This window comes from Polaribacter sp. AHE13PA (assembly GCF_019278505.1).
In the GTDB taxonomy this organism is placed as follows: Bacteria; Bacteroidota; Bacteroidia; order Flavobacteriales; family Flavobacteriaceae; genus Polaribacter.
The window spans coordinates 1,675,924-1,702,327 of record NZ_CP058985.1; the positions used below are offsets into that span (position 1 = coordinate 1,675,924).

13 protein-coding genes, 2 tRNA genes and 3 rRNA genes are annotated in these 26,404 nt (G+C 33.6%); 8 read left to right on the forward strand and 10 right to left on the reverse strand.

Annotation, left to right across the window (positions count from 1 at the left end; translation table 11 throughout):
• Positions 1 to 303: 303 nt before the first annotated feature.
• Complete coding sequence (locus H0I28_RS07245; protein ID WP_218761196.1) at positions 304 to 546, forward strand: hypothetical protein; 243 nt, start codon at positions 304 to 306, stop codon at positions 544 to 546.
• A gap of 191 nt (positions 547 to 737) precedes the next feature.
• A complete protein-coding gene (locus tag H0I28_RS17695) occupies positions 738 to 863 on the forward strand; it encodes a T9SS type A sorting domain-containing protein (RefSeq protein WP_218761198.1) in 126 nt (41 codons plus the stop codon).
• 39 nt (positions 864 to 902) lie between these two features.
• Here H0I28_RS17695 and H0I28_RS07255 read toward each other — a convergent pair whose 3' ends face one another.
• Positions 903 to 1,052 (reverse strand): hypothetical protein, encoded by a 150-nt coding sequence (locus H0I28_RS07255; RefSeq protein WP_218730876.1) that lies wholly within the window; start codon positions 1,050 to 1,052, stop codon positions 903 to 905.
• A 230-nt stretch (positions 1,053 to 1,282) separates the two neighbouring features.
• On the opposite strand from H0I28_RS07255, the gene H0I28_RS07260 reads away from it, so the two are divergent.
• From H0I28_RS07260 to H0I28_RS07280, 5 genes are all read left to right on the forward strand, one after another.
• Positions 1,283 to 2,494: an RsmB/NOP family class I SAM-dependent RNA methyltransferase gene (locus H0I28_RS07260; protein ID WP_218753855.1), complete on the forward strand. Its 1,212-nt coding sequence runs from the start codon at positions 1,283 to 1,285 to the stop codon at positions 2,492 to 2,494.
• Positions 2,495 to 2,581: 87 nt separating this feature from the next.
• The gene (locus H0I28_RS07265) at positions 2,582 to 4,792 is read left to right on the forward strand and encodes an endonuclease (protein WP_218761200.1); all 2,211 of its coding nucleotides are present in this window, start codon (positions 2,582 to 2,584) and stop codon (positions 4,790 to 4,792) included.
• A 33-nt stretch (positions 4,793 to 4,825) separates the two neighbouring features.
• Positions 4,826 to 6,856, forward strand: coding sequence for an endonuclease (locus H0I28_RS07270; protein ID WP_218761201.1), 2,031 nt, complete (start codon positions 4,826 to 4,828; stop codon positions 6,854 to 6,856).
• Between the two features lie 170 nt (positions 6,857 to 7,026).
• Positions 7,027 to 10,719, forward strand: a complete 3,693-nt coding sequence (gene purL / locus H0I28_RS07275) for a phosphoribosylformylglycinamidine synthase (protein WP_218761202.1) — start codon at positions 7,027 to 7,029, stop codon at positions 10,717 to 10,719.
• Positions 10,720 to 10,810: 91 nt separating this feature from the next.
• Positions 10,811 to 12,040, forward strand: a complete 1,230-nt coding sequence (locus tag H0I28_RS07280; RefSeq protein ID WP_218761203.1) for a threonine/serine exporter ThrE family protein — start codon at positions 10,811 to 10,813, stop codon at positions 12,038 to 12,040.
• A gap of 81 nt (positions 12,041 to 12,121) precedes the next feature.
• On the opposite strand, the gene H0I28_RS07285 is transcribed toward H0I28_RS07280, so the two are convergent.
• Together H0I28_RS07285 and H0I28_RS07290 are read right to left on the reverse strand one after the other, a co-directional pair.
• A complete protein-coding gene (locus tag H0I28_RS07285; protein WP_218730882.1) occupies positions 12,122 to 12,583 on the reverse strand; it encodes a hypothetical protein in 462 nt (153 codons plus the stop codon).
• Positions 12,574 to 13,137 (reverse strand): hypothetical protein, encoded by a 564-nt coding sequence (locus H0I28_RS07290; protein WP_218761204.1) that lies wholly within the window; start codon positions 13,135 to 13,137, stop codon positions 12,574 to 12,576. Before H0I28_RS07290 ends, H0I28_RS07285 begins: the two co-directional genes overlap by 10 nt.
• Positions 13,138 to 14,325: 1,188 nt before the next feature.
• On the opposite strand from H0I28_RS07290, the gene H0I28_RS07295 reads away from it, so the two are divergent.
• Positions 14,326 to 16,101, forward strand: a complete 1,776-nt coding sequence (locus tag H0I28_RS07295) for a long-chain fatty acid--CoA ligase (RefSeq protein WP_218761205.1) — start codon at positions 14,326 to 14,328, stop codon at positions 16,099 to 16,101.
• 956 nt (positions 16,102 to 17,057) lie between these two features.
• Here the strand turns inward: H0I28_RS07295 and rrf are convergent.
• From rrf to ligA, 7 genes are all read right to left on the reverse strand, one after another.
• Positions 17,058 to 17,167: ribosomal RNA gene (gene rrf, locus H0I28_RS07300) — 5S ribosomal RNA — on the reverse strand.
• A 107-nt stretch (positions 17,168 to 17,274) separates the two neighbouring features.
• Positions 17,275 to 20,159, reverse strand: a 23S ribosomal RNA gene (locus H0I28_RS07305).
• A gap of 168 nt (positions 20,160 to 20,327) precedes the next feature.
• Positions 20,328 to 20,401, reverse strand: a tRNA-Ala gene (locus H0I28_RS07310).
• An 81-nt stretch (positions 20,402 to 20,482) separates the two neighbouring features.
• Positions 20,483 to 20,556 (reverse strand) — tRNA-Ile (locus H0I28_RS07315).
• A gap of 84 nt (positions 20,557 to 20,640) precedes the next feature.
• A 16S ribosomal RNA gene (locus H0I28_RS07320) occupies positions 20,641 to 22,158 on the reverse strand.
• Together the 16S, 23S and 5S rRNA genes with 2 tRNA genes alongside form the textbook arrangement of a ribosomal RNA operon.
• Before the next feature lie 1,412 nt (positions 22,159 to 23,570).
• Positions 23,571 to 24,308 (reverse strand): DUF4294 domain-containing protein, encoded by a 738-nt coding sequence (locus H0I28_RS07325; protein WP_254712856.1) that lies wholly within the window; start codon positions 24,306 to 24,308, stop codon positions 23,571 to 23,573.
• A 90-nt stretch (positions 24,309 to 24,398) separates the two neighbouring features.
• Positions 24,399 to 26,396 (reverse strand): NAD-dependent DNA ligase LigA, encoded by a 1,998-nt coding sequence (gene ligA, locus H0I28_RS07330; protein WP_218761207.1) that lies wholly within the window; start codon positions 26,394 to 26,396, stop codon positions 24,399 to 24,401.
• Positions 26,397 to 26,404 lie beyond the last annotated feature (8 nt).

A 26,404-nucleotide genomic window follows, 5' to 3' on the forward strand; every position in this document is an offset into this window, starting at 1 on the left:
GAGTTAAAAGAATAAAGTTTATTAATTAAAGCTGAATAATGATAACATTATTCAGCTTTTTTTTGTTTAAAATTTCCTTTGAAATAAATAATTAACTCTTAAAATACACACAGTACAGATTAAGAATATATGTAACAGTTATTCTTGACATTCTTATTATTAAATTCTCAATAAAATCTATCTTTTTTAAAAAATATACAATAATTAAATAATATCTAATGATTTATACCCAAACAATCAACCAGAATAAACATTATTTTATTATATTTAGACAATGTTTATTTAATTTAATCCCCCAAAAAAATGAATAAAGATAAAAACCTATTAGAATTAATTTTTCAAGTACCTGATTTTTTTAAAACTGAATACTTCACAAACAAAAAAGAAATTTTGTTTTTAACCTTAACCCTATCATTGTTGTTCATTCCACAAACTTATGCGAACATAACACCTATAAAAACAGCCTCTTTACTGTGTGAAGAAAGCGTTCCTATTTTAAATACAATAGAAAATTCGTTAAAAAAGATTACAGAACTAATAAATTAAAAACAACAAGCACTCCAGAATTATTACCAATTATTAAATTAGGATTTGAGTATAAAAATACTGATGATTTATTATTACATAGTCAAATAGCAGTTTCTATTCAAGAATCAAAACGTAATTATTTCTAAAAAACCAGAAGTAACTTTATATAAAGTAGAATTATATAATATCCTTGGTAAAAAAACCAATTTTTGGGGAAATTAAAGAACTCAAAAAACTCTTACCAATTAGCAATTAATAATCAAATACCAACGGGTATTTACATCGTAAGGTTAAATACAGATAAAGGCATCATAGATAAGAAAGTTCTATTTTGATAAATAAATGACACACAACCAATAACTAAACAACCTAACTCAACTCATGATTGTACTCATCCAAACTCCCCCAATCAATCCTCCTCCACCACCTCCAGGTCTAGAAATCGATACTGGCGTTTTAACACTAATTATCATAGCCGTTTCATATGGTATATATACCATAAAAAGTGCTAAAAAATTAATCATTAAATAATTGCTTAGAACAAAGAAAAGTTAAATAGATATCGATTTAACTTTCCTTTTTTTTATTTAAAACAGATTCATTTATGATAACAATTATCAATAATAAAAGAATACACAAAACTCTATAAATAATACTAAACCTTATTAAAACGTATCTAACGTTAAAAATGAATCAAAACTAATGATTCGTAAGGCAGATTTTGTACATTTGTGCCTTATATTCAAAAGAAATAATGAGATTACACAGAAACTTAACTTTTGCTGTTATTGACAGCATAAGAGATATATTTAATGAAGGTGTTTATGCTGATAAAGCAGTAGAAAAAGCTTTAAAACGAGATAAACGTTGGGGAGCAAGAGACCGTAAATTTGTAGCAGAAACCATATACGACATTGTTCGTTGGAATCGTTTATATAGCGAAATTGCAGAAGTAAAAGCTCCGTATGACAGAGATAATATTTGGAGGTTGTTCTCTGTATGGTGTATTCTAAGAGGAATTGCTTTACCAGATTGGAACCAAATTGGTGATGTACCAGAAAGAAGAATTAAAGGACGTTTTGCAGAATTATCTAGAACCCGAAAATATAGAGAATCTATTCCAGATTGGATGGATGAAATGTGTGCTAAAGAATTAGGTGAAGAAGTTTGGACGAAAGAAATTGCAGCTTTAAATGTACAGGCAAGTGTAATTTTAAGAACCAATACTTTAAATATTACTAGAGGAGTTCTTCAGAAAAAATTAAAAGCAGAAGGCGTAAATACAGAATTTGTACCAAATCACCCTGATGCTTTAATTTTACCAGAAAGAGCTAATGTTTTTAAAACGGAAGCTTTTCATAGTGGTTATTTTGAAGTTCAAGATGCTTCATCGCAACTTGTTGCTGCCTATTTAGACGTAAAACCAGGTATGAAAGTTATTGATACTTGTGCAGGTGCTGGAGGTAAAACTTTACATTTATCTGCTTTAATGGAAAATAAAGGTCAAATTATTGCCATGGATATTTACGAAAGTAAATTGCGTAAATTAAAAGTGAGAGCAAAGAGAAACAAAGCACACAATATTGATATGCGTGTTATAGATTCTACAAAACCTATTAAAAAATTACAAGGTAAAGCAGACAGAGTTTTAATTGATGCTCCTTGTTCTGGTTTAGGGGTTATTCGTAGAAACCCAGATTCTAAATGGAAATTACAACCAGAATTTATAGAAAATATTAAAAAAATTCAACAAGACGTTTTACAACAATACTCTACAATGGTTAAACCAGGTGGAAAAATGGTGTACGCTACGTGTTCTGTATTACCATCAGAAAACCAAGAGCAAGTTAATCATTTCTTAACATCAGATGCAGGAAAAGATTTTACCTTTGTGTCTGATAAAAAAGTGTTAGCGCATATTTCTGGTTTCGACGGATTTTATATGGCACTTTTAGAAAGAAAATAATACAACAAAGGGTTATATTTATTGCTGATGTAACCCTTAAATTGCTGAAAAAGAAAGTATTTATTTTTTAACTTAATTTCATTTTATATGGTAAAAAAACTACTTCTTTTTATTTTAACAATTACATCTTTTATATCTTTTTCTCAAGAAGATTATTACGATGATGTAAATTTACAACTAACTGGTATTGCTTTAAAAGACGCCTTAGCTGCAAAAATTATTAGTACACATTCTAATATGTTAACCTATACACCTGGTGTTTGGGAAGCTTCTAAAATTACAGATCTAGATACCGCAGAACCAGACAATGTTGTTTTAATTTACGGTTGGGAAGATGGTACTGACAGCGATATTACTAATGACAAAACTAGAGATAATTCTTTGCAAGATGCTGGTACAGGTGCTACTTTTGTATGGAATAGAGAACACGTATTCTCTAAATCGCTTGCTAACCCAAGTTTAATTACAGACAACCCAGGTGCGGGAACAGATGCCCATAATTTAAGACCCGCAGACAAAAATAGAAACTCAGAAAGAAACAACTACAAATTTGCACTAGGTAGTGGAAACTCAGGACGTTCTTCTATTACTTACAATGGTCCTGATGGAGCAGACACAAGAGGCTGGTATCCTGGAGACGAATGGAAAGGAGATGTTTCTAGAATTATAATGTACATGTATCTTCGTTATGGCAGCCAATGTTTACCAACAAATGTTGGGGTTGGTGATACTCAATTTACACCAGATGAAATGATTGATTTATTCTTAAAATGGAATAGAGAAGATCCCGTTTCAGGTATTGAAAAAAGGAGAAACACGTATCACGAAAATACTTCTAATACGTACGCTCAAGGAAATAGAAATCCATTTATAGACAATCCGTTTTTAGCTACTAGAATTTGGGGAGGAGATAATGCTGAAGATACTTGGGGAATTTATACAAGTAGTGACACAGAAGCTCCTACTGCGCCAACTAATGTTACTTTAAGCAACCAAACCTTAACTTCTATAGATATTTCTTGGACTGCTTCTACAGATAATATTGGCGTTGCACAATACCAAGTGTATGTTAATAATGTTTTAACAAAACAAACAACAACAGCTACCTCTGCCTCTATTACAGGTTTAGAAACAAATACAACTTATAATTTTAAAGTAATTGCTAAAGATTTAATTAACAAATCTGAAGCAAGTAATGAAGTGGTAGGTACAACCTTAGCAGATACTACAGCACCATCAATCCCTACAAACGTAACCATTACAGACATAACAGATAGTTCTTTTAATATAAACTGGTCTGCATCTACAGATAACAACGAAGTAGCCGGTTATGATATTTTTATTGATGGAAACTTTAAAGAAACTTCTACTACAACTACTTATGCTGTTATTGGTTTAGCAACATCTACTACTTATAGTATTACGGTTTTAGCAAAAGATAAAGATGATAATAAATCGGCACAAAGTACTGCCATAAATGCAACTACAACAGATGGAGCATCTGGTGGCTCTGCTTCAGAATTATTTTTCTCTGAATATTTTGAAGGAGACGGAGGAACAAACAAAGCATTAGAAATTGTTAATTTAACTGGAGGTACAGTAAGTTTATCTGGTTATGTAATAAAACTAGATAGAAATGATACTGGCGAATGGGTATCTCCACTAGCACTAGATAGCGGAACTGTTAAAAATATTGTTCCCGGAGATGTTTTTGTAATTGGAAATGGAAAGAACTCTATTCCTGAATTACAAACTTATTCAGAAACAAATACCATTGGTCAGGTAGATTTGGTACAACCAGTTATTGAAGAAACGAACTGGGGGCAACCTATAAACTTTACAGGTAATGACGCCATTGGTTTATTTAAAGATAACATATTAATAGATATAATAGGAGAATTTGGTAACGGCGCTAATTTTGCAGCAAACAAAACATTAAGAAGAAATGGCGATATAAGTGCACCAAATACCACTTTTGATTTACAAGGAGAATGGACACCTTTTCCTGCAAATACTGCAGACGGTTTGGGTAGTTTTACTTCTACTTTGAGTACTTCTAAAAATACATTTAAAACTTTTAAAATGTTTCCAAACCCAACAGATGGAAATAGCATCTACTTTAGTATTACAGAAGACGCTACGATTCATATCTATACTGTTTTAGGAAAATTAACAAAATCTGTTAATGTTACTCAAAGTAAAAATAAAATTGATATATCAGATTTATCTAAGGGTGTTTACTTACTTAAAATTAATTCTGATAAACAATTTATCACTAAAAAATTGATTAAAAATTAAATTATTTTTCAAACTCAATAAAACATAAAACACATGAAAAAAACGTTACTTATACTTTTATTATTCTCTTCATTTTTAATAAATGCTCAAGCAGAATCTTATTATAGCGATGTAGATTTAACAAAATATGAACTAGATTTAAAAGAAGAACTAGCTAATAAAACAATAACAGCTCATACAAACATACTTTCTTATGGTTGGCCAGCTTTACAAGCAACAGATGTAAACCCAGAAAATGACCAAGAAGTATTATTAATTTATGGTTATTCTACATCTGGCACAACTGCTAGAACAAGAGGTATCTATGAAAACGGAGGTGGTTCTAATGACTGGAATAGAGAACACACCTATGCAAAGTCTTTAGGAACGCCTAATCTAGGTACTGCTGGACCTGGTGCAGATGCTCATCATTTACGTCCATCTGATGTTGGTTTTAATGGTCAAAGGGGGAGTCTAAAATTTGCAGATGGTTCTGGAAATGCTGGTCCAGTTTCTGGAGGATGGTATCCTGGTGATGAATGGAAAGGAGATGTTGCTAGAATGATGATGTATATGTACATTCGCTATGGTGACCAATGTAAACCTACTGGTGTTGGTATTGGAAACCTTGTTGGTCCAGATGATGAAATGATCGATTTATTCTTAGAGTGGAATGTAGAAGATCCTGTATCAGATTTTGAAAGACAAAGAAATACCTACCATGATTCTAATGAAACTTATGCACAAGGAAATAGAAACCCTTTTATAGACAATGCTTACTTAGCTACAAGAATTTGGGGAGGAGATAATGCTTTAGATTCTTGGGGAATCTATTTAACTCCAGACACAGAAGCTCCTACAGTACCTACAGATGTTTCTCTTAGCAATATTACAACTTCAACTATAGATGTAACTTGGACAGCTTCTACAGATAATGAAGCAGTAACAAAATATGAAGTTTATGCAAATGCGGTATTACAAGGTAACACAGCAAGTACAACATACACTTTAACTAGTTTAGCACCAAATACATCTTATAGTATTACTGTTTTAGCTAAAGATATTGCAAATAATAAATCGGCTCAATCTGTAGCTGAAAATGCTACCACATTAACAGATGTAACACCTCCATCAGTACCTACAGATATTACTATTTCTAATCAAATAAGTTCTGGTTTTAAAATAAACTGGACAGCTTCAACAGATAATTCTGGTGTAGCTAGTTATGATATTTTTATAGATGGATCTTTAAAAGAAACAGTACAAAGTACAGAATACCAGGTTACAGGTTTAACTGCATCAACAACTTATAATGTAACTATTTCTGCAAAAGATATTGCAGGAAATGCTTCTGAACAATCAGCTATAACACAAGCAATAACAGGAACAGAAAATACAGGAACATCTTGTGGTGAAGAAACTTTTGAATTGATACCAACTAACAGTAGCTCATATTCTACTAGAACTTGGACAGGTGATAATGGCTTAGAATGGACTGCTACTTTAGCTAGAACAGATCAAGAATTAAATGGTAGAGCAATTACTTTTGATGTTAGAGACAGTAAAACGGGTTCACTTACTTCATCTACATTTGCAGGCGGAATAGGAAGTTTAACAGCTTCAACTTTACGTGCTTTTTCAGGAGGTTCTGGTACATTAAATGTTTTAGTGAACGGAAATATAGTAGCTACATTACCTTATGGTGATGAAATTCAAACAACAACAATTTCAGATATTAATATTTCTGGAGATGTAACTGTTGTTCTAAATGAATCTAGCTCTGAAGGTGAACGTGTAATCATAGACGATTTAACTTGGACATGCTATTCTACTTTAAGTACAGAAGAAAATCTATTTAACTCTTTTAAAATGTACCCAAATCCAGCAGACGGCAATAAAGTTTATTTTAAATTAACAGAAAGTGCAGAGGTTAAGGTTTACAATGTTTTAGGAAAATTAATTAAAACACTAAATGTAAATACAAACAATAATAGTATGGATGTTTCTAGTCTTAGCAAAGGAATATACTTAGTGAAAATAAATTCTGACAACCAATCTATTTCTAAAAAATTGATAAAAAATTAAGCTTACATTTAGATTTATAGAAAAAGGCGTCTTTGTAAAAAAAGGCGCCTTTTTTTTATGTTTTATAACTACGTAAATTACTCTTAAATTTCACTGAATTAATTCATTAGAATTAAGTTGAAAAAAAGTAAATTTGCATTTTTACAACAACACCCAAATAAAACATAATAATGATTCATTTCTTTGGAAATATAAACAGCAAAGTATTCGCTGTTCAAACAACAGAAAAATTAACTACAGAAACTATTGCTAAATTGACTTGGTTATTTGCCGATCAACCAAAAATAGAAGAAACAACAATAGATGCATTTTTTGTTGGACCAAGAGCCGCAATGATTACGCCTTGGAGTACCAATGCTGTTGAGATTACTCAGAATATGGGGATTTCTGACATCATTAGAATAGAAGAATTTACTGTATCTACAGAAGAATTTTCTGATTTTGATCCAATGATTTCTGAAAAATTCAATGGTTTACATCAAGATTCATTTACAATTGAAATTAAACCAGAAGCAATTTTAGACATCGAAGATATTGCTGCTTACAATGCACAAGAAGGATTGTCTTTAAGTGATGAAGAAGTTGAATACTTAGAAAGTGTTGCTACTAAAATAGGTAGAAAATTAACAGATTCTGAAGTTTTTGGTTTTAGCCAAGTAAACTCAGAACACTGTCGTCATAAAATATTTGGCGGAACATTTGTTATTGATGGAGAAGAACAACCTACTTCCCTATTCAATATGATAAAAGAAACCTCTAAACAATTTCCGAATGATATTGTTTCTGCGTACAAAGATAACGTGGCTTTTGTAAAAGGACCTAAAGTGGAACAATTTGCGCCTAAAACGGCGGATAAACCAGATTTTTATCAAACTAAAGATTTTGAATCTGTAATTTCATTAAAAGCAGAAACGCACAATTTCCCAACAACAGTTGAGCCTTTTAACGGAGCAGCAACTGGTTCTGGAGGAGAAATTAGAGATAGATTGGCTGGTGGAAAAGGTTCTTTACCTTTAGCCGGAACAGCTGTTTATATGACTTCGTATTCTCGTTTAGAAGCGTCTATAGATTCAATTAAGAATACAAGATATTGGGAAAATAAATTTGAAGCAAGAGATTGGTTATACCAAACTCCTATGGATATTTTAATAAAAGCATCTAACGGAGCATCAGATTTTGGAAACAAATTTGGTCAACCTTTAATTACAGGTTCTGTTTTAACTTTTGAACACGAAGAAAATTCTTCTGTAAGTGATTCTCCTGCAAGAAAACTTGGTTTCGATAAAGTAATTATGCAAGCTGGTGGAATTGGATACGGAAAAGCAGACCAAGCTTTAAAAGATACACCAAAAGAAGGCGATAAAATTGTAATTCTTGGTGGTGAAAACTACAGAATTGGAATGGGTGGAGCTGCAGTTTCTTCTGCAGATACCGGTGAGTTTGCTTCAGGAATTGAACTAAACGCAGTACAACGTTCGAATCCGGAAATGCAAAAACGTGCTGCAAATGCAGTTCGTGGAATGGTAGAAAGCGATGAAAACTTTATTGTTTCTATTCACGATCATGGAGCTGGTGGACATTTAAATTGTTTATCAGAATTGGTAGAAGATACAGGTGGTAAAATAGATTTAGATGCTTTACCTGTTGGAGATCCTACCCTATCAGCAAAAGAAATTATTGGTAACGAATCTCAAGAAAGAATGGGATTAGTAATTGCTGATAAACATTTAGAAACTTTACATAAAATTGCAGATAGAGAACGTTCTCCTATTTACGATGTTGGTGTAGTTACTGGTGATGATCGTTTTACTTTTGAGTCTAAATCTACAGGTGTAAAACCAATGGACTTAGCCTTAGAAGACATGTTTGGTTCTTCTCCAAAAACTGTTTTAACAGATAAAACTGTTATTAGAAAATATAAAAACCCTCGTTATAAAACGAAGAATTTAGAAATCTATTTAAAACAAGTTTTACAATTAGAAGCTGTTGCTTGTAAAGATTGGTTAACAAATAAAGTAGATCGTTGTGTTGGTGGTAAAGTAGCCAAACAACAATGTGTAGGACCATTACAAATTCCGTTGAACAACGTTGGTGTAATGGCATTAGATTATAAAGGAAAAGAAGGTGTTGCTACAAGTATTGGGCACTCTCCTATTTCTGCGTTGATTAGTCCAGAAGCTGGTTCTAGAAATGCAATTACAGAATCTTTAACCAACTTAATTTGGGCACCATTAAAAGACAATTTAAAAAGTGTTTCATTGTCTGCAAATTGGATGTGGCCTTGTAAAAATGAAGGTGAAGACGCTCGTTTATACAAAGCTGTAAAAGCCGTTTCAGAATTTTCTATAGGTTTAGGAATCAATGTTCCTACAGGGAAAGATTCTTTATCAATGAAACAAAAATATACTGATGGAGAAGTAATTGCTCCAGGAACTGTAATTATTTCTGCAGCAGGTAACTGTAATGCGATTACTAAAGTTGTAGAGCCTCTTTTACATGTTGATGGAGGAAACATCTATTATATCAATATTTCTCAAGACGAATTTAAATTAGGTGGAAGCTCATTCAACCAAACTTTAAATGTGATTGGAAATGAAGCACCAGATGTTACAAATGTAGCGTATGTAAAAACAGTTTTTAACACCATTCAAGATTTAATTAAGGCTGATAAAATTACTGCAGGGCACGATGTTGCTTCTGGAGGATTAATTACCACTTTATTAGAAATGTGTTTTGCTGATGTTAATTTAGGTGCAGATTTTAACATTTCTGCATTAAATGAAGAGGATGCTATAAAAGTATTATTCTCAGAAAACTCAGGAATTGTTTTTCAAGCAGATGCTTCTGTAGAAACGATTTTATCAGAAAATAATATTGAGTTTTTTAATATTGGATCAGCAAATAATTCAGGAACAGTTACTATTAAAAACAACGAAGATAATTTCTCTTTTGATGTTACTGAAATGAGAGATGTTTGGTATAGAACTTCTTTCTTATTAGATCAAAAACAAACCGCTAATAATTTAGCTCAAGATCGTTTTGATAATTATAAAAATCAACCTTTAACATATAAATTCCCAGAGAATTTTACAGGTAAATTACCTGTAATAGGAAAAGACAAACCAAAAGCTGCTATCATTCGTGAAAAAGGTTCTAATTCTGAACGTGAAATGGCAAATGCAATGTATTTAGCTGGTTTTGATGTTAAAGATGTACACATGACAGATTTAATTTCTGGTCGTGAAACATTAGAGGACATTCAGTTTATTGGTGCTGTTGGTGGTTTCTCTAATTCTGATGTTTTAGGTTCTGCTAAAGGTTGGGCAGGAGCATTTAAATACAACGAAAAAGCAAATACTGCTTTAAAAAACTTCTTTAAAAGAGAAGATACGTTGTCTGTTGGTATTTGTAATGGTGCACAATTATGGATGGAATTAGAATTGATTAACCCAGAACATAAAGTTCATGGGAAATTAGGTCATAATGATTCTCAGAAGCATGAAAGTTCTTTTACATCTGTGAAAATTCAGGAAAACAATTCTGTAATGTTATCTAGTTTAGCAGGAACAGAATTAGGTGTTTGGATTTCTCATGGAGAAGGTAAATTTAACTTACCAGAATCAGAAGAAAGCTATAATATTGTTGCCAAATATGGTTACGCAGGATACCCGAATAACCCAAATGGATCTGATTTTAACACAGCAATGCTATCTGACAAGTCTGGAAGACATTTAGTAACAATGCCTCATATTGAGCGTTCTACTTTTCAATGGAACTGGGCCAATTACCCAACAAATAGAAAAGATGAAATTACGCCTTGGTTAGAAGCATTTGTAAATGCAAAAAACTGGTTGACAAAATAATTTATTTAAAAAAGTAGATCAAAAGGGCTTTTTTAAAGCCCTTTTTTTGGCTCTAAAAATAGAAAATAACAACCCTATCTAATTAATAAAAATGAGAGTTCCAAAAAAATATCAATTTATAGTTGAATTAGGAAAAGCCCTACACACTTATGGTATTCCTTCCTATAAAATTCAGTCTTACCTAACAGAAGTAGCACAAAACAAAGGTATAACTGGTAGTTTTATGGATTTACCTACATGGATAAATTATGTTTTTTATGATGAGAAAAATTCTTATAATTATGTAGAATGTATTCCTCCTGGATCTTTAAATTTAGGAGCTTTTTCTCGAATTGACGAACTGACTAATAAAGTTATTGATTCTAAAATTGAAGAAAGTGCTATTAATGAAGAACTAAATATTATTCACGCTAAAACTAAAGAAATAAATCATATTTATTTATATCTCGCATATACTTTTGCTGCGGGTTCTTTTAGTTTAATGATTGGTACCAATTGGGTATCTTTTATTTTTTCTTTATTATTAGGTTCTATCACCTACCTACTCGTCTACTTAGCTACAAAATCTAAGTATGTCGAAAATGTATTCGAGTCTTTATCTGCTTTAGTAGTAACTGTTATCTGTTGCCTTTTATCCTTAGTTTTTCCTGATTTTAATTTAGGGTTGACAATATTAGCCTCCATTATTATCTTTATTCCAGGATTAGCAATTACAACCGCTTTAGAGGAAATAACTTCTAAAAGTTTAGTCTCAGGAAGCGCAAAGCTTTTTGATGCTATGATTGTACTATTTAAACAATTTTTTGGAGTAATTCTTGGATTAGGCTTAATGACTTCTTTAATTGATATTGATCTAACTCATTATGTTTCTGACATGCCAAAATGGACTTTATTTTGTGCCATTCCTATATTTTCTATCACGGTTTTACCGATATTTCAAGTACGTAAAAAAGATGTGTTTTTTGGAGTTTTAACAGGTGTCCTCGCTTTCTTTATCACAGTATTTTTATCATCGGTTTTAGGCATATTAGTAAGTACTTTTGTTGGAACGTTAGCCGTTGTTGGTATTAGTAGACTGTTTGGCAGAATTTCTAAAACACCAAAATCTGTATATTTAACACAAGGTATTATTATGCTTGTACCAGGGAGCAAGTCTTTTATGGGGTTAAGTAATTCTTTTTTTAATCCTTCAATTACCGCTTCTGCAAACATTTTTGAAGAAGTAGCTTTTATTTTAATGGCTATCATTGGTGGACTACTTTTTGCGGGTACTTTTAGAGAAAGAAAACCTAGAAAAAAATTAATTGAAAACAATAATTAAGATCTTTATTTTATAAAAAAACAGCTTTTAGAAGAATCTAAAAGCTGTTTTTTTTTGTTAAAAATAAAAAATATTAGGAATCTATTTGTAGTTTTTCTTTTTCATTCTAGAGCGCATTTGCCTTCTTAACAACAAAAATCCGTTGCTTAATTTTCTTTTTTTCTTTAATACAGGAATACTTAAAGTAACTAATAGAGCAATACAAGCTGCAGAGCCCAAACCACCACCAAAGCCATTAAAAAAGTTACTTGTATTAAAATATATAAGTGTAAAAACGACTCCTGAGAAACCTATTAACAAATAATCTGACATAATTTTAGAGGATACCATACCTATAAAAGAAGCTCCAAAACAAACTAGGGGCAAATTTTCGGTTAAGTAAGCTGACAATAAATTAGGAAACACTAAAACAAACACTCCTACTAAAACACCAACTAAAGAAGATGACCTAACCGGACCTTGTTTAAATTTTACTTGTAAAAGGAATGTAACTACAGAAGAAAGTCCTCCTACTATTAACAATATAAGGTTATCTATAGCCATCTAGAAATTATAAAAGTGATAAAGAAAGCAAGGGTTACACCTCCAAAAGCTAAAGTTCCTAATTTACCTCCAAAACCATGAAAAGCATCTTTTGTACCAACTAACAAAAAACCAGTTATAACACTTGCTAGTGCTATAAATATATAATCTGGTGCAATATCAACATTTGTCATTCCAACAAAAGCTCCGCAATAAACAGCAGTAGGCATCCCTTTAATAAAATTATTCTTTTTAAAAAATGAAGGAACAAAGCTAACAACCAAACCTACTAAACTTGCTGCTAAAACACTGCTTAATTTAAATGAAACACTTAAAACATATGTAATAATTGCTCCAAAAAAAACAAATGCAACAGTTAACACATGTTCTAAATCATGATTTTTAGCTTTTAATGATGTTTTTTTATATCTAATTAAAAGTAATACAATGACCAAAACAACAAATACAGAAACATAAATGTTCTGTTGTTTTTCATATAATATTGCTGCTAAAAAACCTAAATGGCTTAATAATATTAAACTGAATGAAAGCTGTTTTACGTGCTTTTTAATCATAAAATGTATTAAATTTATAAGGTGCAAAAATACTTAAATTACTTGTGTAAGCTTTCTTATTTAAAAAGCATTATAATAAAAATTTCAAATAATTTATTTAGGCATTTAAAAGCGAATAAAATATTTATTCTTTTTTTGAAAATGTAAGAATACATCTAACTAAAAGTAGCTAAAAACATACTAAAAGCTTTAAATTAATTCTAAAACAAACTTAAAAGAGAGTAATAACACCTTAATATATAAATGTGATTCTCCATAGAATAACAGAAACCAGTCATTAAAAATTTAGTTCAAATTTATACTTATTAGTCAAAAAATAATTAGAAAGAATTTAGCTTAAAAAAAATGTAGGCAAAATACCTGGAAAATATATTAAAATAAAATGTTTTTTTAACTTAATGATAAAATATGAAAAAGATCAGATAGATTTGAAAGACTTATTTTATATGTATAATTATTATAATGAATCTCAATTTGATAAAGATTTTAAATTATTTACATCAAGCTCTTTTAAAAATTATTTTAAATAAGATTACTTAATTGTAAAACAAGACTTAAAAAACTCTAACAAAAAACTAGTTGGTGAAATTAGAACTATGAAAATAAACAGACTTATCAGCAAGTACTTTTAAAAGTAATAGCACCTTTAAATATATAAATTTTAATAATATCAGTTTTAATAATTCTGTCTTTGACGACATATCAAAATTTAAATACATGAAATTATCTAGTAGTTTCAACATAAAAAATATGAAATTTGGCTATGAAATAGATTCGAAATACACCTAAATAAAGGGTAAAAACATCAATAAATCATTATAAAACACAAAATAGGTATTTATACCTGCTTTAATTTCTACAATAAATTATAAATTGCACCCATAATGGAAGAGGTTGGAATTAGGGGGCTAACCAAAACCGTATTCAGCTAGCTTTTTTTTTATAAAAGCTAGCTTTTTTTTATACAATAAAATATTATCAATATTACCAGGATAGATTCCCCCTGAAGAATATATAAACCATAATAAGTAGAATACAATACTCATAAACAAACAATCTATTATTTAGTATTTTAGATATATAGTACCATCAAAATTAAATTATTCTTAATAATAAACTCTTATAATAAGTATTTGTTAATTCAATCTAAAATACCTAATTTGCCTACTTCAATTATAATATGATTATATGGCAGTAGAAGTTACAAGATTATTCGATTTTCCTTATTACCAATTAGAAACCTATAATTTAGAAAAAGCATTTAATTCTAAAGTCGGTGATAATTGGCAATCTATTACAACACAACAATATATTGATCAAGCAAACCAAATTAGTAGAGGATTAATAAACTTAGGTGTAAAACCAAACGACAAAATAGCCGTAATTTCATCTACGAATAGAACAGAGTGGAACATATGCGATATTGGAATATTACAAACTGGTGCCCAAAATGTACCGATTTATCCAACTATCTCAGAAGAAGATTATGAATATGTGTTAAATCATTCAGAATCTATTTACTGTTTTGTATCAGATATAGAAGTTCTAACAAAGATTAATAAGATAAAAAGTAAAACAAGTTTAAAAGCTATTTATACTTTTGATGATATATTAGGTGAAAAAAGCTGGAATGAAATATTAGAATCTGGTAAAGATACTAGCTCTCAAAATCTTGTTGAAGAAAGAAAAAACAATGTAAACACAGACGATTTAGCTACTTTAATTTATACGTCTGGTACAACAGGTAAACCTAAAGGTGTAATGCTATCTCATAGAAATATAGTTAGTGATGTTTTAAGTTCAGAAAAACGTGTTCCTTTTGATTATGGAAAATCTATTGGTTTAAGTTTTTTACCTATTTGTCATATTTTTGAACGCATGATTTTGTACCTATATCAATATTGTGGAGTTTCTATTTATTTTGCAGAATCAATTGAAAAATTATCTGAAAATGCACAAGAAATAAAACCCAATGTAATGACTGCGGTACCTCGTTTATATGAAAAAATTTACGACAAAATAATTTTGAAAGGAGAAGCATTAACCGGCGTAAAAAAAGGATTGTTCTTTTGGGCAGTAAATTTAGGTTTAAAATATGAACCATATGGTGTAAATGGTTGGTGGTATGAAACTCAGTTAAAATTAGCTAGAAAATTAATTTTCTCCAAATGGCAAGCAGCATTAGGAGGAGAATTAAAAATCATGGTTTCTGGTAGTGCGGCACTTCAACCAAGATTAACAAGAGTATTTGCAGCAGCAGGCATGCCAATAATGGAAGGTTATGGTTTAACAGAAACATCACCTGTAATCTCAGTAAATGACCAAAGAAATAAAGGCTTTAAAGTTGGTACAGTTGGTAAAGTAATAGATAATGTAGAAGTGAAGATTGCAGAGACTGGTGAAATTTTAGTAAAAGGACCAAATGTAATGTTGGGTTACTATAAAGATGCAGAAAGAACTGAAAACGTATTAAAAGGAGGATATTTTTACACTGGTGATAAAGGAGAACTAGATAGCGAAGGTTTTTTAAAAATTACTGGTAGAACAAAAGAAATGTTTAAAACTTCTGGAGGAAAATATGTAGTTCCACCATTATTAGAGGGTGAATTAAAACAATCTTTATTTATAGAACAGGTAATGGTTATAGGAGAGGGAGAAAAAATGCCGGCAGCTTTTATACAACCAAACTTCGACTTTATCAAAGAATGGATTAAGCATAAAAATTTAAACATTGGTTTATCAAACAAAGAAATAGCTAGTTCGGATATTGTAATTGAACGTATTCAGAAAGAAGTAGATAAATGTAACTTAAACTTTGGTAAATGGGAACAAATAAAACGTTTTGAACTAACACCAGAGGTATGGTCAATTGAAGATGGACATCTAACTCCAACAATGAAAATGAAGCGTGCAATCATCAAAGAAATCTATAAAGAATTATTTGATAAAATTTATAGAGAATAGTTTTATAAAAAAATAAAAATGGGCGTAAGTTAATTATATAACTATACGCTCATTTTTTTTGACATTAAATTATTTAAATAACAAATATCCCTAACATAAGACTAAAAGTATAAAACTGCCTACACACTAAACTTTAAGCATCCAATTAAATGTAATAATTAAGGCGTACAAGTTTTTAAAAATATATCATTTATAACCATAGGTAGAAATGGTCTGGCAATCCACTACAATTCTTCATTCGTACCTCACTGTCTGCTTTTTGTTACTATTCTTCACGCAAAAGAATATTCCATAAAAGTATTAGAACAAGCACTTACATGGTTTAATTTTAACCTTTATCTCATTTACTCGGAATTAGACAAAACTAAATCAGAACAAAAGGATACATAGAAAACTAAACTTAGTCACCCTCAACTTGTTTTAGAATATAAACGAACTTACTATAACTATCATAATAATTTTAAAAACTAAGATTGACATAAAACAACAAAGACTAAAGTATGGGTTGTGCTCGTTTGTAACATTATTGTCACATATTAACAGAATAAACCATAGAAATTCATAAAAAAATTATCAAGAAAGAATAAAAATTGGTCATGCTGAACTTGATTGAGCATCTCAAATTGCATAGACTTAATGCAACAAAGAAATTGAAGTAAATTCAGATTAATAAAATAACAATAAGTATTTCCGAGGCTAGTGCTCGTTTGTAACGCGTACAGACACGGATTAACATATTTACACCCAGTGTGTCATTTCCCCTTTTGTAAGAAAACACCTAACAATATAAAGTAGTGTATGATCAAGCGTATGAGATTTTCCTACCATCAAATGATAAGTTAGATGATTTTATGTAATTCATAGATTACAAAAAAGGTTATGTTTTCAGTTTAGGACAAAAAAAAACCTCAATTCATAAGAATTGAGGTTTAGGATCTTGAATATTCAAGATTAAAGAAAGGCGGCGACCTACTCTCCCACATAAATGCAGTACCATCGGCGCGATTGGGCTTAACTTCTCTGTTCGAGATGGGAAGAGGTGAGCCCCAATGCTATAACCACCCTAAAATTTTCAGCTAAATGAATTTAACTGTATAAGTTAACATATGGTAAAATAATATCTAAATCGTCTAATAAATAAAGAGGTTCTGCTCCCGCCTTTCGGCGGGAAGCGTACATAAGTCTATGGGTTATTAGTATCACTTGGCTATGACATTACTGCCTTTACACCTATGACCTATCAACGTTGTAATCTCCAACGACCCTTTAAAGAAATCTCATCTTGTGGTGGGTTTCGCGCTTATATGCTTTCAGCGCTTATCCCTTCCCGACGTAGCTACCCTGCTATGCTTCTGGCGAAACAACAGGTACACTAGAGGTCAGTCCAACTCGGTCCTCTCGTACTAGAGTCAGATCCACGCAAATTTCTAACGCCCACAGCAGATAGAGACCGAACTGTCTCACGACGTTCTGAACCCAGCTCGCGTGCCACTTTAATGGGCGAACAGCCCAACCCTTGGGACCTTCTCCAGCCCCAGGATGTGACGAGCCGACATCGAGGTGCCAAACCCCCCCGTCGATATGAGCTCTTGGGGGAGATCAGCCTGTTATCCCCGGAGTACCTTTTATCCTTTGAGCGATGGCCCTTCCATGCGGAACCACCGGATCACTATGCTCTTGTTTCCAACCTGATCGACCTGTATGTCTCTCAGTCAAGCACCCTTATGCCATTGCACTCTACGTACGGTTACCAAGCGTACTGAGGGTACCTTTAGAAGCCTCCGTTACTCTTTTGGAGGCGACCACCCCAGTCAAACTACCCACCAAGCACTGTCCTCATCTCTGAGTTAGACTCTAGATAAGCAAAGGGTGGTATTTCAAGGACGACTCCACAACGCCTAGCGACGCCGCTTCAATGTCTCCCACCTATCCTACACATTACTTATCCAAAGCCAATACTAAGCTATAGTAAAGGTTCACGGGGTCTTTTCGTCCCGCTGCGGGTAATCGGCATCTTCACCGATACTACAATTTCACCGAGCTCATGGCTGAGACAGTGTCCAGATCGTTGCACCATTCGTGCAGGTCGGAACTTACCCGACAAGGAATTTCGCTACCTTAGGACCGTTATAGTTACGGCCGCCGTTTACTGGGGCTTCATTTCAGATCTTCGCCGAAGCTAAACCCTCCACTTAACCTTCCAGCACCGGGCAGGTGTCAGGCCTTATACATCATCTTTCAATTTAGCAAAGCCCTGTGTTTTTGATAAACAGTCGCCTGGACCTTTTCACTGCGGCCCATCCGAAGATGGGCGACCCTTCTCCCGAAGTTACGGGTCTATTTTGCCTAGTTCCTTAGCCATGAATCTCTCGAGCACCTTAGAATTCTCATCCCAACTACCTGTGTCGGTTTACGGTACGGGTTCTTATAATCTGAAGCTTAGAGGTTTTTCTTGGAAGCCCTTAGGCACACTATCCAATTGTCCGAAGACGCTTGGTACTATCACATTTCACCTAACTCTGCGGATTTACCTACAGTGCCAATAGCTACATGTTTCAACGAACTATTCCGTCAGTTCGCGGTGCTTTCATTACTCCGTCACCCCATCGCAATTATAAGAAGTACAGGAATATTAACCTGTTATCCATCGACTACTCCCTTCGGATTCGCCTTAGGACCCGACTAACCCTCAGCTGATTAGCATCGCTGAGGAAACCTTAGTCTTTCGGTGTGGGGGTTTCTCGCCCCCATTATCGTTACTTATGCCTACATTTTCTTTTGTAAACACTCCAGCATACCTCACAGTACACCTTCTACGCTGATTACAATGCTCCCCTACCACTAACGTGTCTTTCAACGTTAATCCATAGCTTCGGTAATATGTTTATGCCCGATTATTATCCATGCGAAATCGCTCGACTAGTGAGCTGTTACGCACTCTTTAAATGAATGGCTGCTTCCAAGCCAACATCCTAGCTGTCTAAGCAATTTCACCTCGTTTTTTCAACTTAACATATATTTGGGGACCTTAGCTGATGGTCTGGGTTCTTTCCCTCTCGGACATGGACCTTAGCACCCATGCCCTCACTGCTGAGAAACATTTTATAGCATTCGGAGTTTGTCAGGAATTGGTAGGCGGTGAAGCCCCCGCATCCAATCAGTAGCTCTACCTCTATAAAACTTTTACTCAACGCTGCACCTAAATGCATTTCGGGGAGTACGAGCTATTTCCGAGTTTGATTGGCCTTTCACCCCTACCCACAGGTCATCCAAAGACTTTTCAACGTCAACTGGTTCGGTCCTCCACTGTGTGTTACCACAGCTTCAACCTGCCCATGGGTAGATCACTCGGTTTCGCGTCTACTACTACTAACTAAAGCGCCCTATTCAGACTCGCTTTCGCTACGGCTCCTTGACTTAATCAATTAACCTTGCTAGAAACAGTAACTCGTAGGCTCATTATGCAAAAGGCACGCCGTCACACCATAAATGATGCTCCGACCGCTTGTAGGCGTACGGTTTCAGGTTCTATTTCACTCCCTTACTTAGGGTTCTTTTCACCTTTCCCTCACGGTACTAGTTCACTATCGGTCTCTCAGGAGTATTTAGCCTTACCGGATGGTCCCGGTGGATTCATACAGGATTACTCGTGTCCCGCACTACTCAGGGTACCACTATCTTAAATTTGCTTACTTTTACGGGACTATCACCCTCTATGGTCAGTCTTTCCAAACTGTTCTAATTCACTTATCTTCGAATATCGTGGCCCTACAACCCCTATTTTGCCGTAACAAAATAGGTTTGGGCTAATCCGCGTTCGCTCGCCACTACTAACGGAATCACTATTGTTTTCTCTTCCTCCGGTTACTTAGATGTTTCAGTTCACCGGGTTTACCCCTATTGCTAGGTGACATGTCTTCAACATGCCGGGTTGCCCCATTCGGATATCTACGGATCAAAAGGTATGTGCCCCTCCCCGTAGCTTTTCGCAGCTTATCACGTCCTTCGTCGTCTCTGAGAGCCTAGGCATCCGCCATACGCCCTTACTTAACTTATTGTACTTTTTGCTACAGTATGTTTCCATACTATAATGAACTCTTTTATATTTTTATAAAAAAATTTTTGATTAGATTGCTCTAATCGTTCTCTATCTATTTGATTCTTACGATATCATTTTACCAATATGTCAATGAACTTGTGGTCTATTTACTTGAAATTGACCGTTGTGGAGAATATCGGAGTCGAACCGATGACCTCTTGCGTGCAAGGCAAGCGCTCTAGCCAGCTGAGCTAATCCCCCATTATGAAATTCAGAATAAATCCTAAATTATGAATGTAGAATCCTCTTACTTCCAGAATTTCCTTAGTATTTAGTTATTTGTAGTCCCGGGCAGACTCGAACTGCCGACCTCTACATTATCAGTGTAGCGCTCTAACCAGCTGAGCTACGAGACTATAATAGCTTAAAATACTTATATTATAAAATTAACAGCAAAGAGTAAAAATGACCTTTTTTTGTAACTCACCATCTTTCTCTAGAAAGGAGGTGTTCCAGCCGCACCTTCCGGTACGGCTACCTTGTTACGACTTAGCCCTAGTTACCAGTTTTACCCTAGGCGGCTCCTTGCGGTGACCGACTTCAGGCACTCCCAGCTTCCATGGCTTGACGGGCGGTGTGTACAAGGCCCGGGAACGTATTCACCGGATCATGGCTGATATCCGATTACTAGCGATTCCAGCTTCACGGAGTCGAGTTGCAGACTCCGATCCGAACTGTGATATGGTTTATAGATTCGCTCTCTGTTGCCAGATGGCTGCTCATTGTCCATACCATTGTAGCACGTGTGTGGCCCAGGACGTAAGGGCCGTGATGATTTGACGTCATCCCCACCTTCCTCACTACTTGCGTAGGCAGTCTCGTTAGAGTCCCCAACTTTACTTGATGGCAACTAACGACAGGGGTTGCGCTCGTTATAGGACTTAACCTGACACCTCACGGCACGAGCTGACGACAACCATGCAGCACCTTGTAATCTGTCCGAAGAAAACTCTATCTCTAAAGCTGTCAGACTACATTTAAGCCCTGGTAAGGTTCCTCGCGTATCATCGAATTAAACCACATGCTCCACCGCTTGTGCGGGCCCCCGTCAATTCCTTTGAGTTTCAGTCTTGCGACCGTACTCCCCAGGTGGGATACTTATCACTTTCGCTTAGTCACTGAGCTAATGCCCAACAACTAGTATCCATCGTTTACGGCGTGGACTACCAGGGTATCTAATCCTGTTCGCTCCCCACGCTTTCGTCCCTCAGCGTCAGTACATACGTAGTAGACTGCCTTCGCAATCGGTATTCTGTGTAATATCTATGCATTTCACCGCTACACTACACATTCTATCTACTTCCATATGACTCAAGTCAACCAGTATCAAAGGCAGTTCCATAGTTGAGCTATGGGATTTCACCTCTGACTTAATCGACCGCCTGCGGACCCTTTAAACCCAATGATTCCGGATAACGCTCGGACCCTCCGTATTACCGCGGCTGCTGGCACGGAGTTAGCCGGTCCTTATTCTTACAGTACCGTCAAGCTGGTATACATACCAGTGTTTCTTCCTGTATAAAAGAAGTTTACAACCCATAGGGCAGTCATCCTTCACGCGGCATGGCTGGGTCAGAGTTGCCTCCATTGCCCAATATTCCTCACTGCTGCCTCCCGTAGGAGTCTGGTCCGTGTCTCAGTACCAGTGTGGGGGATCTCCCTCTCAGGACCCCTACCTATCAAAGTCATGGTAAGCCGTTACCTTACCATCTAACTAATAGGACGCATAGCCATCTTTTACCAATAAATCTTTAATTAAGTCTTGATGCCAAAACTCAATACCATGGAGCATTAATCTTCATTTCTAAAGGCTATTCTCCAGTAAAAGGTAGGTTCTATACGCGTTACGCACCCGTGCGCCGGTCGTCATCTGTGCAAGCACAATGTTACCCCTCGACTTGCATGTGTTAAGCCTGCCGCTAGCGTTCATCCTGAGCCAGGATCAAACTCTTCATTGTATATTTTAAATATTTTAATGAATAAGTTTCAAAAGAATTTGTTTAAATAAATCTAAACATGGTTATTCTACTCTTTAATTACGCTGTCAATTTCAATATTTTCAATGAACTTTGTTTTAATCTTAAAAAGCAACTTAAAAGCTACTCCCTAAATAAAACTTTGTAGAAATGTTAGACTCGAACTAACTGACTCTTTTAAGAGTCATTCCAAATTTTCTCTGATCGTTTTCGCTGTATTTCTTAGCGGCTGCAAACATACAAACTATTTCTAATCTGACAATAAAAAATTAAACTTTTTTTTTATTTTTTTTTGTGTTTGCTCTAAAACTAAAAAACTCTTGAACGTTTTTGCCGAAAATTTCGGACTGCAAACATACAACTCTTTTTAATTATAAACCTAAGGAAATTGTTATTTTATTTTTAATAAAATTTTGACACTTTATTTAGATAAACTACTAATCCTCACCCTACTTACAACTCCTCAATGAACGTTGCTAACTGTGTGATATTACTGTTAGCGGGTGCAAACTTACAACTCATTTTTAATCTAACAACTATTTTTTTACCTTTATTTTAATTTAATTTTACAATGCGTTTTAAGACACTTGTTTTTAACTGTTTATGAAGAAAGTTTTTTTGAGGGTATTTTAAAGGTTTTAGGTTCTGGGGTGGTTTTGGAAGTGGATGCTTGTTTTTAACAAAGAAAACATAAGATCGTTGGAAGGTTATTTTAGTAAAAATAGACCTTTTTATTGTTTGAGATTTGTTGAAATGTGCGTTGTTCTATGAAATAATGTGGTTGAAATCTGTTTTATTAGTTGAAGAAAACACTTTTTTAGATGCTAAATCTGTTCTTGGTATGATTCTTTTTGTAAAAAAGTACTTCGGTTGACAACTCTGGAGATATTTGAAATGAGAATTCTCACAAAGTAATTCAGAAAACCTGAATAATATGGGCTTTTGTTTGGGTAAATAGTATCGAATAAGGTGAATTTGATGATACTAATATATAACCTATATGAAAACTAACAGCTCCTAAAAAGAAAACACTTATTGTCAGTTCATTAAAACTAATAGACCTCACAGGTTTTAAAAACTGTGAGGTCTTGGTAATAGTTCTGCTTAAATATTACAAAAGTAATCTATAATGTTTCTTGCGTATTAAGCCAGTACTTATATAAAGAGGAACCCCTCAAAAGGAACTTCATTCTGCAAATTTGTTGTGTTAGGGATTGAAACGGCATCCTTTTTATATGCTTATTTCTGCGATAGCAGAAATAAGCATACAAAAAGATATAGTGCAAAGCCCGACCTTTTTTCGAAATAGTGAATTAAATTGATACGTATTAATGAAATAAAAATAACTCCTATATAGTATTCATTAAAAAAAAGGGAACACCCAAAAGGAAATATTAATTCTTAGAAGTTCTAATTTTTCCTTTTTTACGCATTTTAGCAAAAAACAGTTTGTATTCTTCTACATTAATTTCTGATTTTCTTTCTATAATTATTTTAGTGAAATCGAAATTAAGTTTTGACGGTTGAGGCTTAAGCTTACCCTCTTGAAATGCACGTTGCAATACATCCTCTATTAGAAAATCTTCATTTTCTGTTTCTGGATGGTACTCTGTTTTTAATGAAAGTTTAAAAACATTAGCGGTTGTATTATACCAAAAGGCTTTCCAACCGCTTCTTAATTCCTTGATATTATCGAATGCAGTTTCACCTGTTTGACGATGGATCAACTTGATGAGGATTCGACCTTCTGTGGTAGTCATCTTTTTAATTTGATCTGTAAACTCGCCTTCTATGTATTTTTGAATGATTTTTGTATACTGTCTTCTTTTCCTTTTAGATTCGATTTTTTCTAATCTTACATTTAAAGAATCTAATCTTTCAGAGGCAAGTTGAGCATAGGGATAGGCTCTAAATACTTTTCTACGAAACCATAGATAATAACGAATATCTTCTCTTGAACTGAATTTGTGTTTTGGTAATAATGAAAACTCATTAAGATTTACAACTAATGTATCTCCTGGTTTTACAAAAACATAATCGTCGTCATTAATAGGCAAGGAATCTGTTTCTTGTATTTGAGAAAAAGAGACTGCCGAAATTAGTAGTATATATATGTAAAGAAGTTTTTTCAATTTTATTATCATATTACAAGACAGCATCAGTTGAAAATGAAAGTCAACTATTTCTATTATTTACTGCAAATTAGAGTCCAAAGTTACCTTTTAACTAATTTTATCTATAAAATCTTGTTCCGAAATTATTGCAATTCCTAAACTCTCTGCTTTTGTTAATTTTGATGGCCCCATATTATCGCCAGCAACAATAAAATTTGTTTTTTTAGAGATTGATGAACTTACTTTTCCGCCATTGTCTTCAATTGCTTTCTTTAATTCATTTCTACTCATTTGATAAAAAACGCCAGACACTACAAATATTTGTCCTGCTAGTTTATCTGTTTGATTTTCTAAACTTTCGGCAGAGACTTCTAATTGAACTCCGGATACCTTTAATCGATTTATTAAATCGATATTTTCTTGGTTTGTAGAAAATTCAATAATGCTTTGTGCTATTCTCTCTCCTATTTCGTCTACGCTTATTAAAGTTTCTAAATCTGCAGACATTAAATTATCTATCGATTTAAAATGTTTTGCTAATTTTTTAGCTACCGTTTCACCTACAAAACGAATTCCGAGTGCAAATAATACTTTTTCGAATGGAATTTCTTTTGATTTAATAATTCCGTCAATCATATTTTGAGCAGATTTTTCTGCCATTCTTTCTAACGGAATCACTTGATCTACCGTTAAATCATATAAATCGGCATAACTTTTAACAAGTCCTTCCTTGCGTAATAAATCTACCGTTTCCCCTCCTAAACCATCAATATCCATGGCTTTTCTAGAAATAAAATGCTGAATTCTTCCTGTAATTTGAGGCGCACACCCAAACTCGTTTGGACAATAATGCTTTGCATCTCCTTCTGTTCTTATCAATTCTGTGTTACATACGGGACAATTAGTTGCGTAAATTGTATGTTCTGAATCATGTGGTCGTTTTGTAAAATCTACCGCAATAATCTTAGGAATAATTTCTCCTCCTTTTTCCACAAAAACAGTATCTCCGACTCTAATATCTAATTTTGAAATTTGATCGGCATTGTGTAATGAAGCTCTTTTTACTGTTGTACCAGCTAATTGCACAGGTTCTAAATTTGCGACCGGAGTTATTGCTCCCGTTCTACCAACCTGATACGTAATTTCTTTTAAAACTGTTGAAACTTGTTCGGCTTTAAACTTATACGCAATTGCCCATCTTGGTGCTTTTGCTGTGTACCCTAATTCTTCTTGTTGATATAAATTATTTACTTTAACAACAATTCCGTCAGTTTCATAAGGTAAACTGTGTCGTTTTGTATCCCAATTTGTGATGAAATCGAAAACTTCATCAATCGATTTGACCAAAGTGATGGTTTCTGGAACTTTAAAACCTACTTTTCTAGCGTTTTCTAAACTCTCAAAATGAGTTTTATATTTACGCTCTTCCGTTACTACTTGATACAATAAACAATCTAAAGGTCTTCTTGCAACTTCTGTACTGTCTTGTAATTTTAAGCTTCCGCTTGCGGTATTTCTTGGATTTCTATATTCTTCTTCTCCGTTTTCTACACGTTCTTCATTCATTTTATTAAAACCTTCAATAGGCAAAATGATTTCTCCTCGCATTTCAAAATTGGAAACGAAGTCTTCTTTGATACTTAAAGGAATAGAACGAATTGTTTTTATATTCGGTGTTACTTCATCTCCCTGAAAACCATCGCCACGCGTTACTGCTTTAACAAACTGACCATTTTCATACGTTAAATTGATAGAAGCTCCGTCGAATTTTAGTTCACAGGTATATTCTACCTCTGTTGTACCCAAAACTTTTTGCACCCTTTCTTCCCAATCTAATAAATCTTCTTTAGAGTAGGAGTTGCTTAAAGAATACATTCTATTTTTATGAATAACCGTATTAAAGTTTTTTGTTACCGTACCTCCTACTCTTTGCGTTGGAGAATTTGGATCAAAAAACTCAGGGTTTTCCGCTTCTAACTTTTCTAACTCTTTTAATTTTATATCGAACTCGTAATCTGAAATTGATGCGTTATCTAACCCATAATAATTGAAATTATGTGTATTTAATTCATCACGAAGTGCTACTATTTTTTGTTGATTTGTCATTCTTAAAT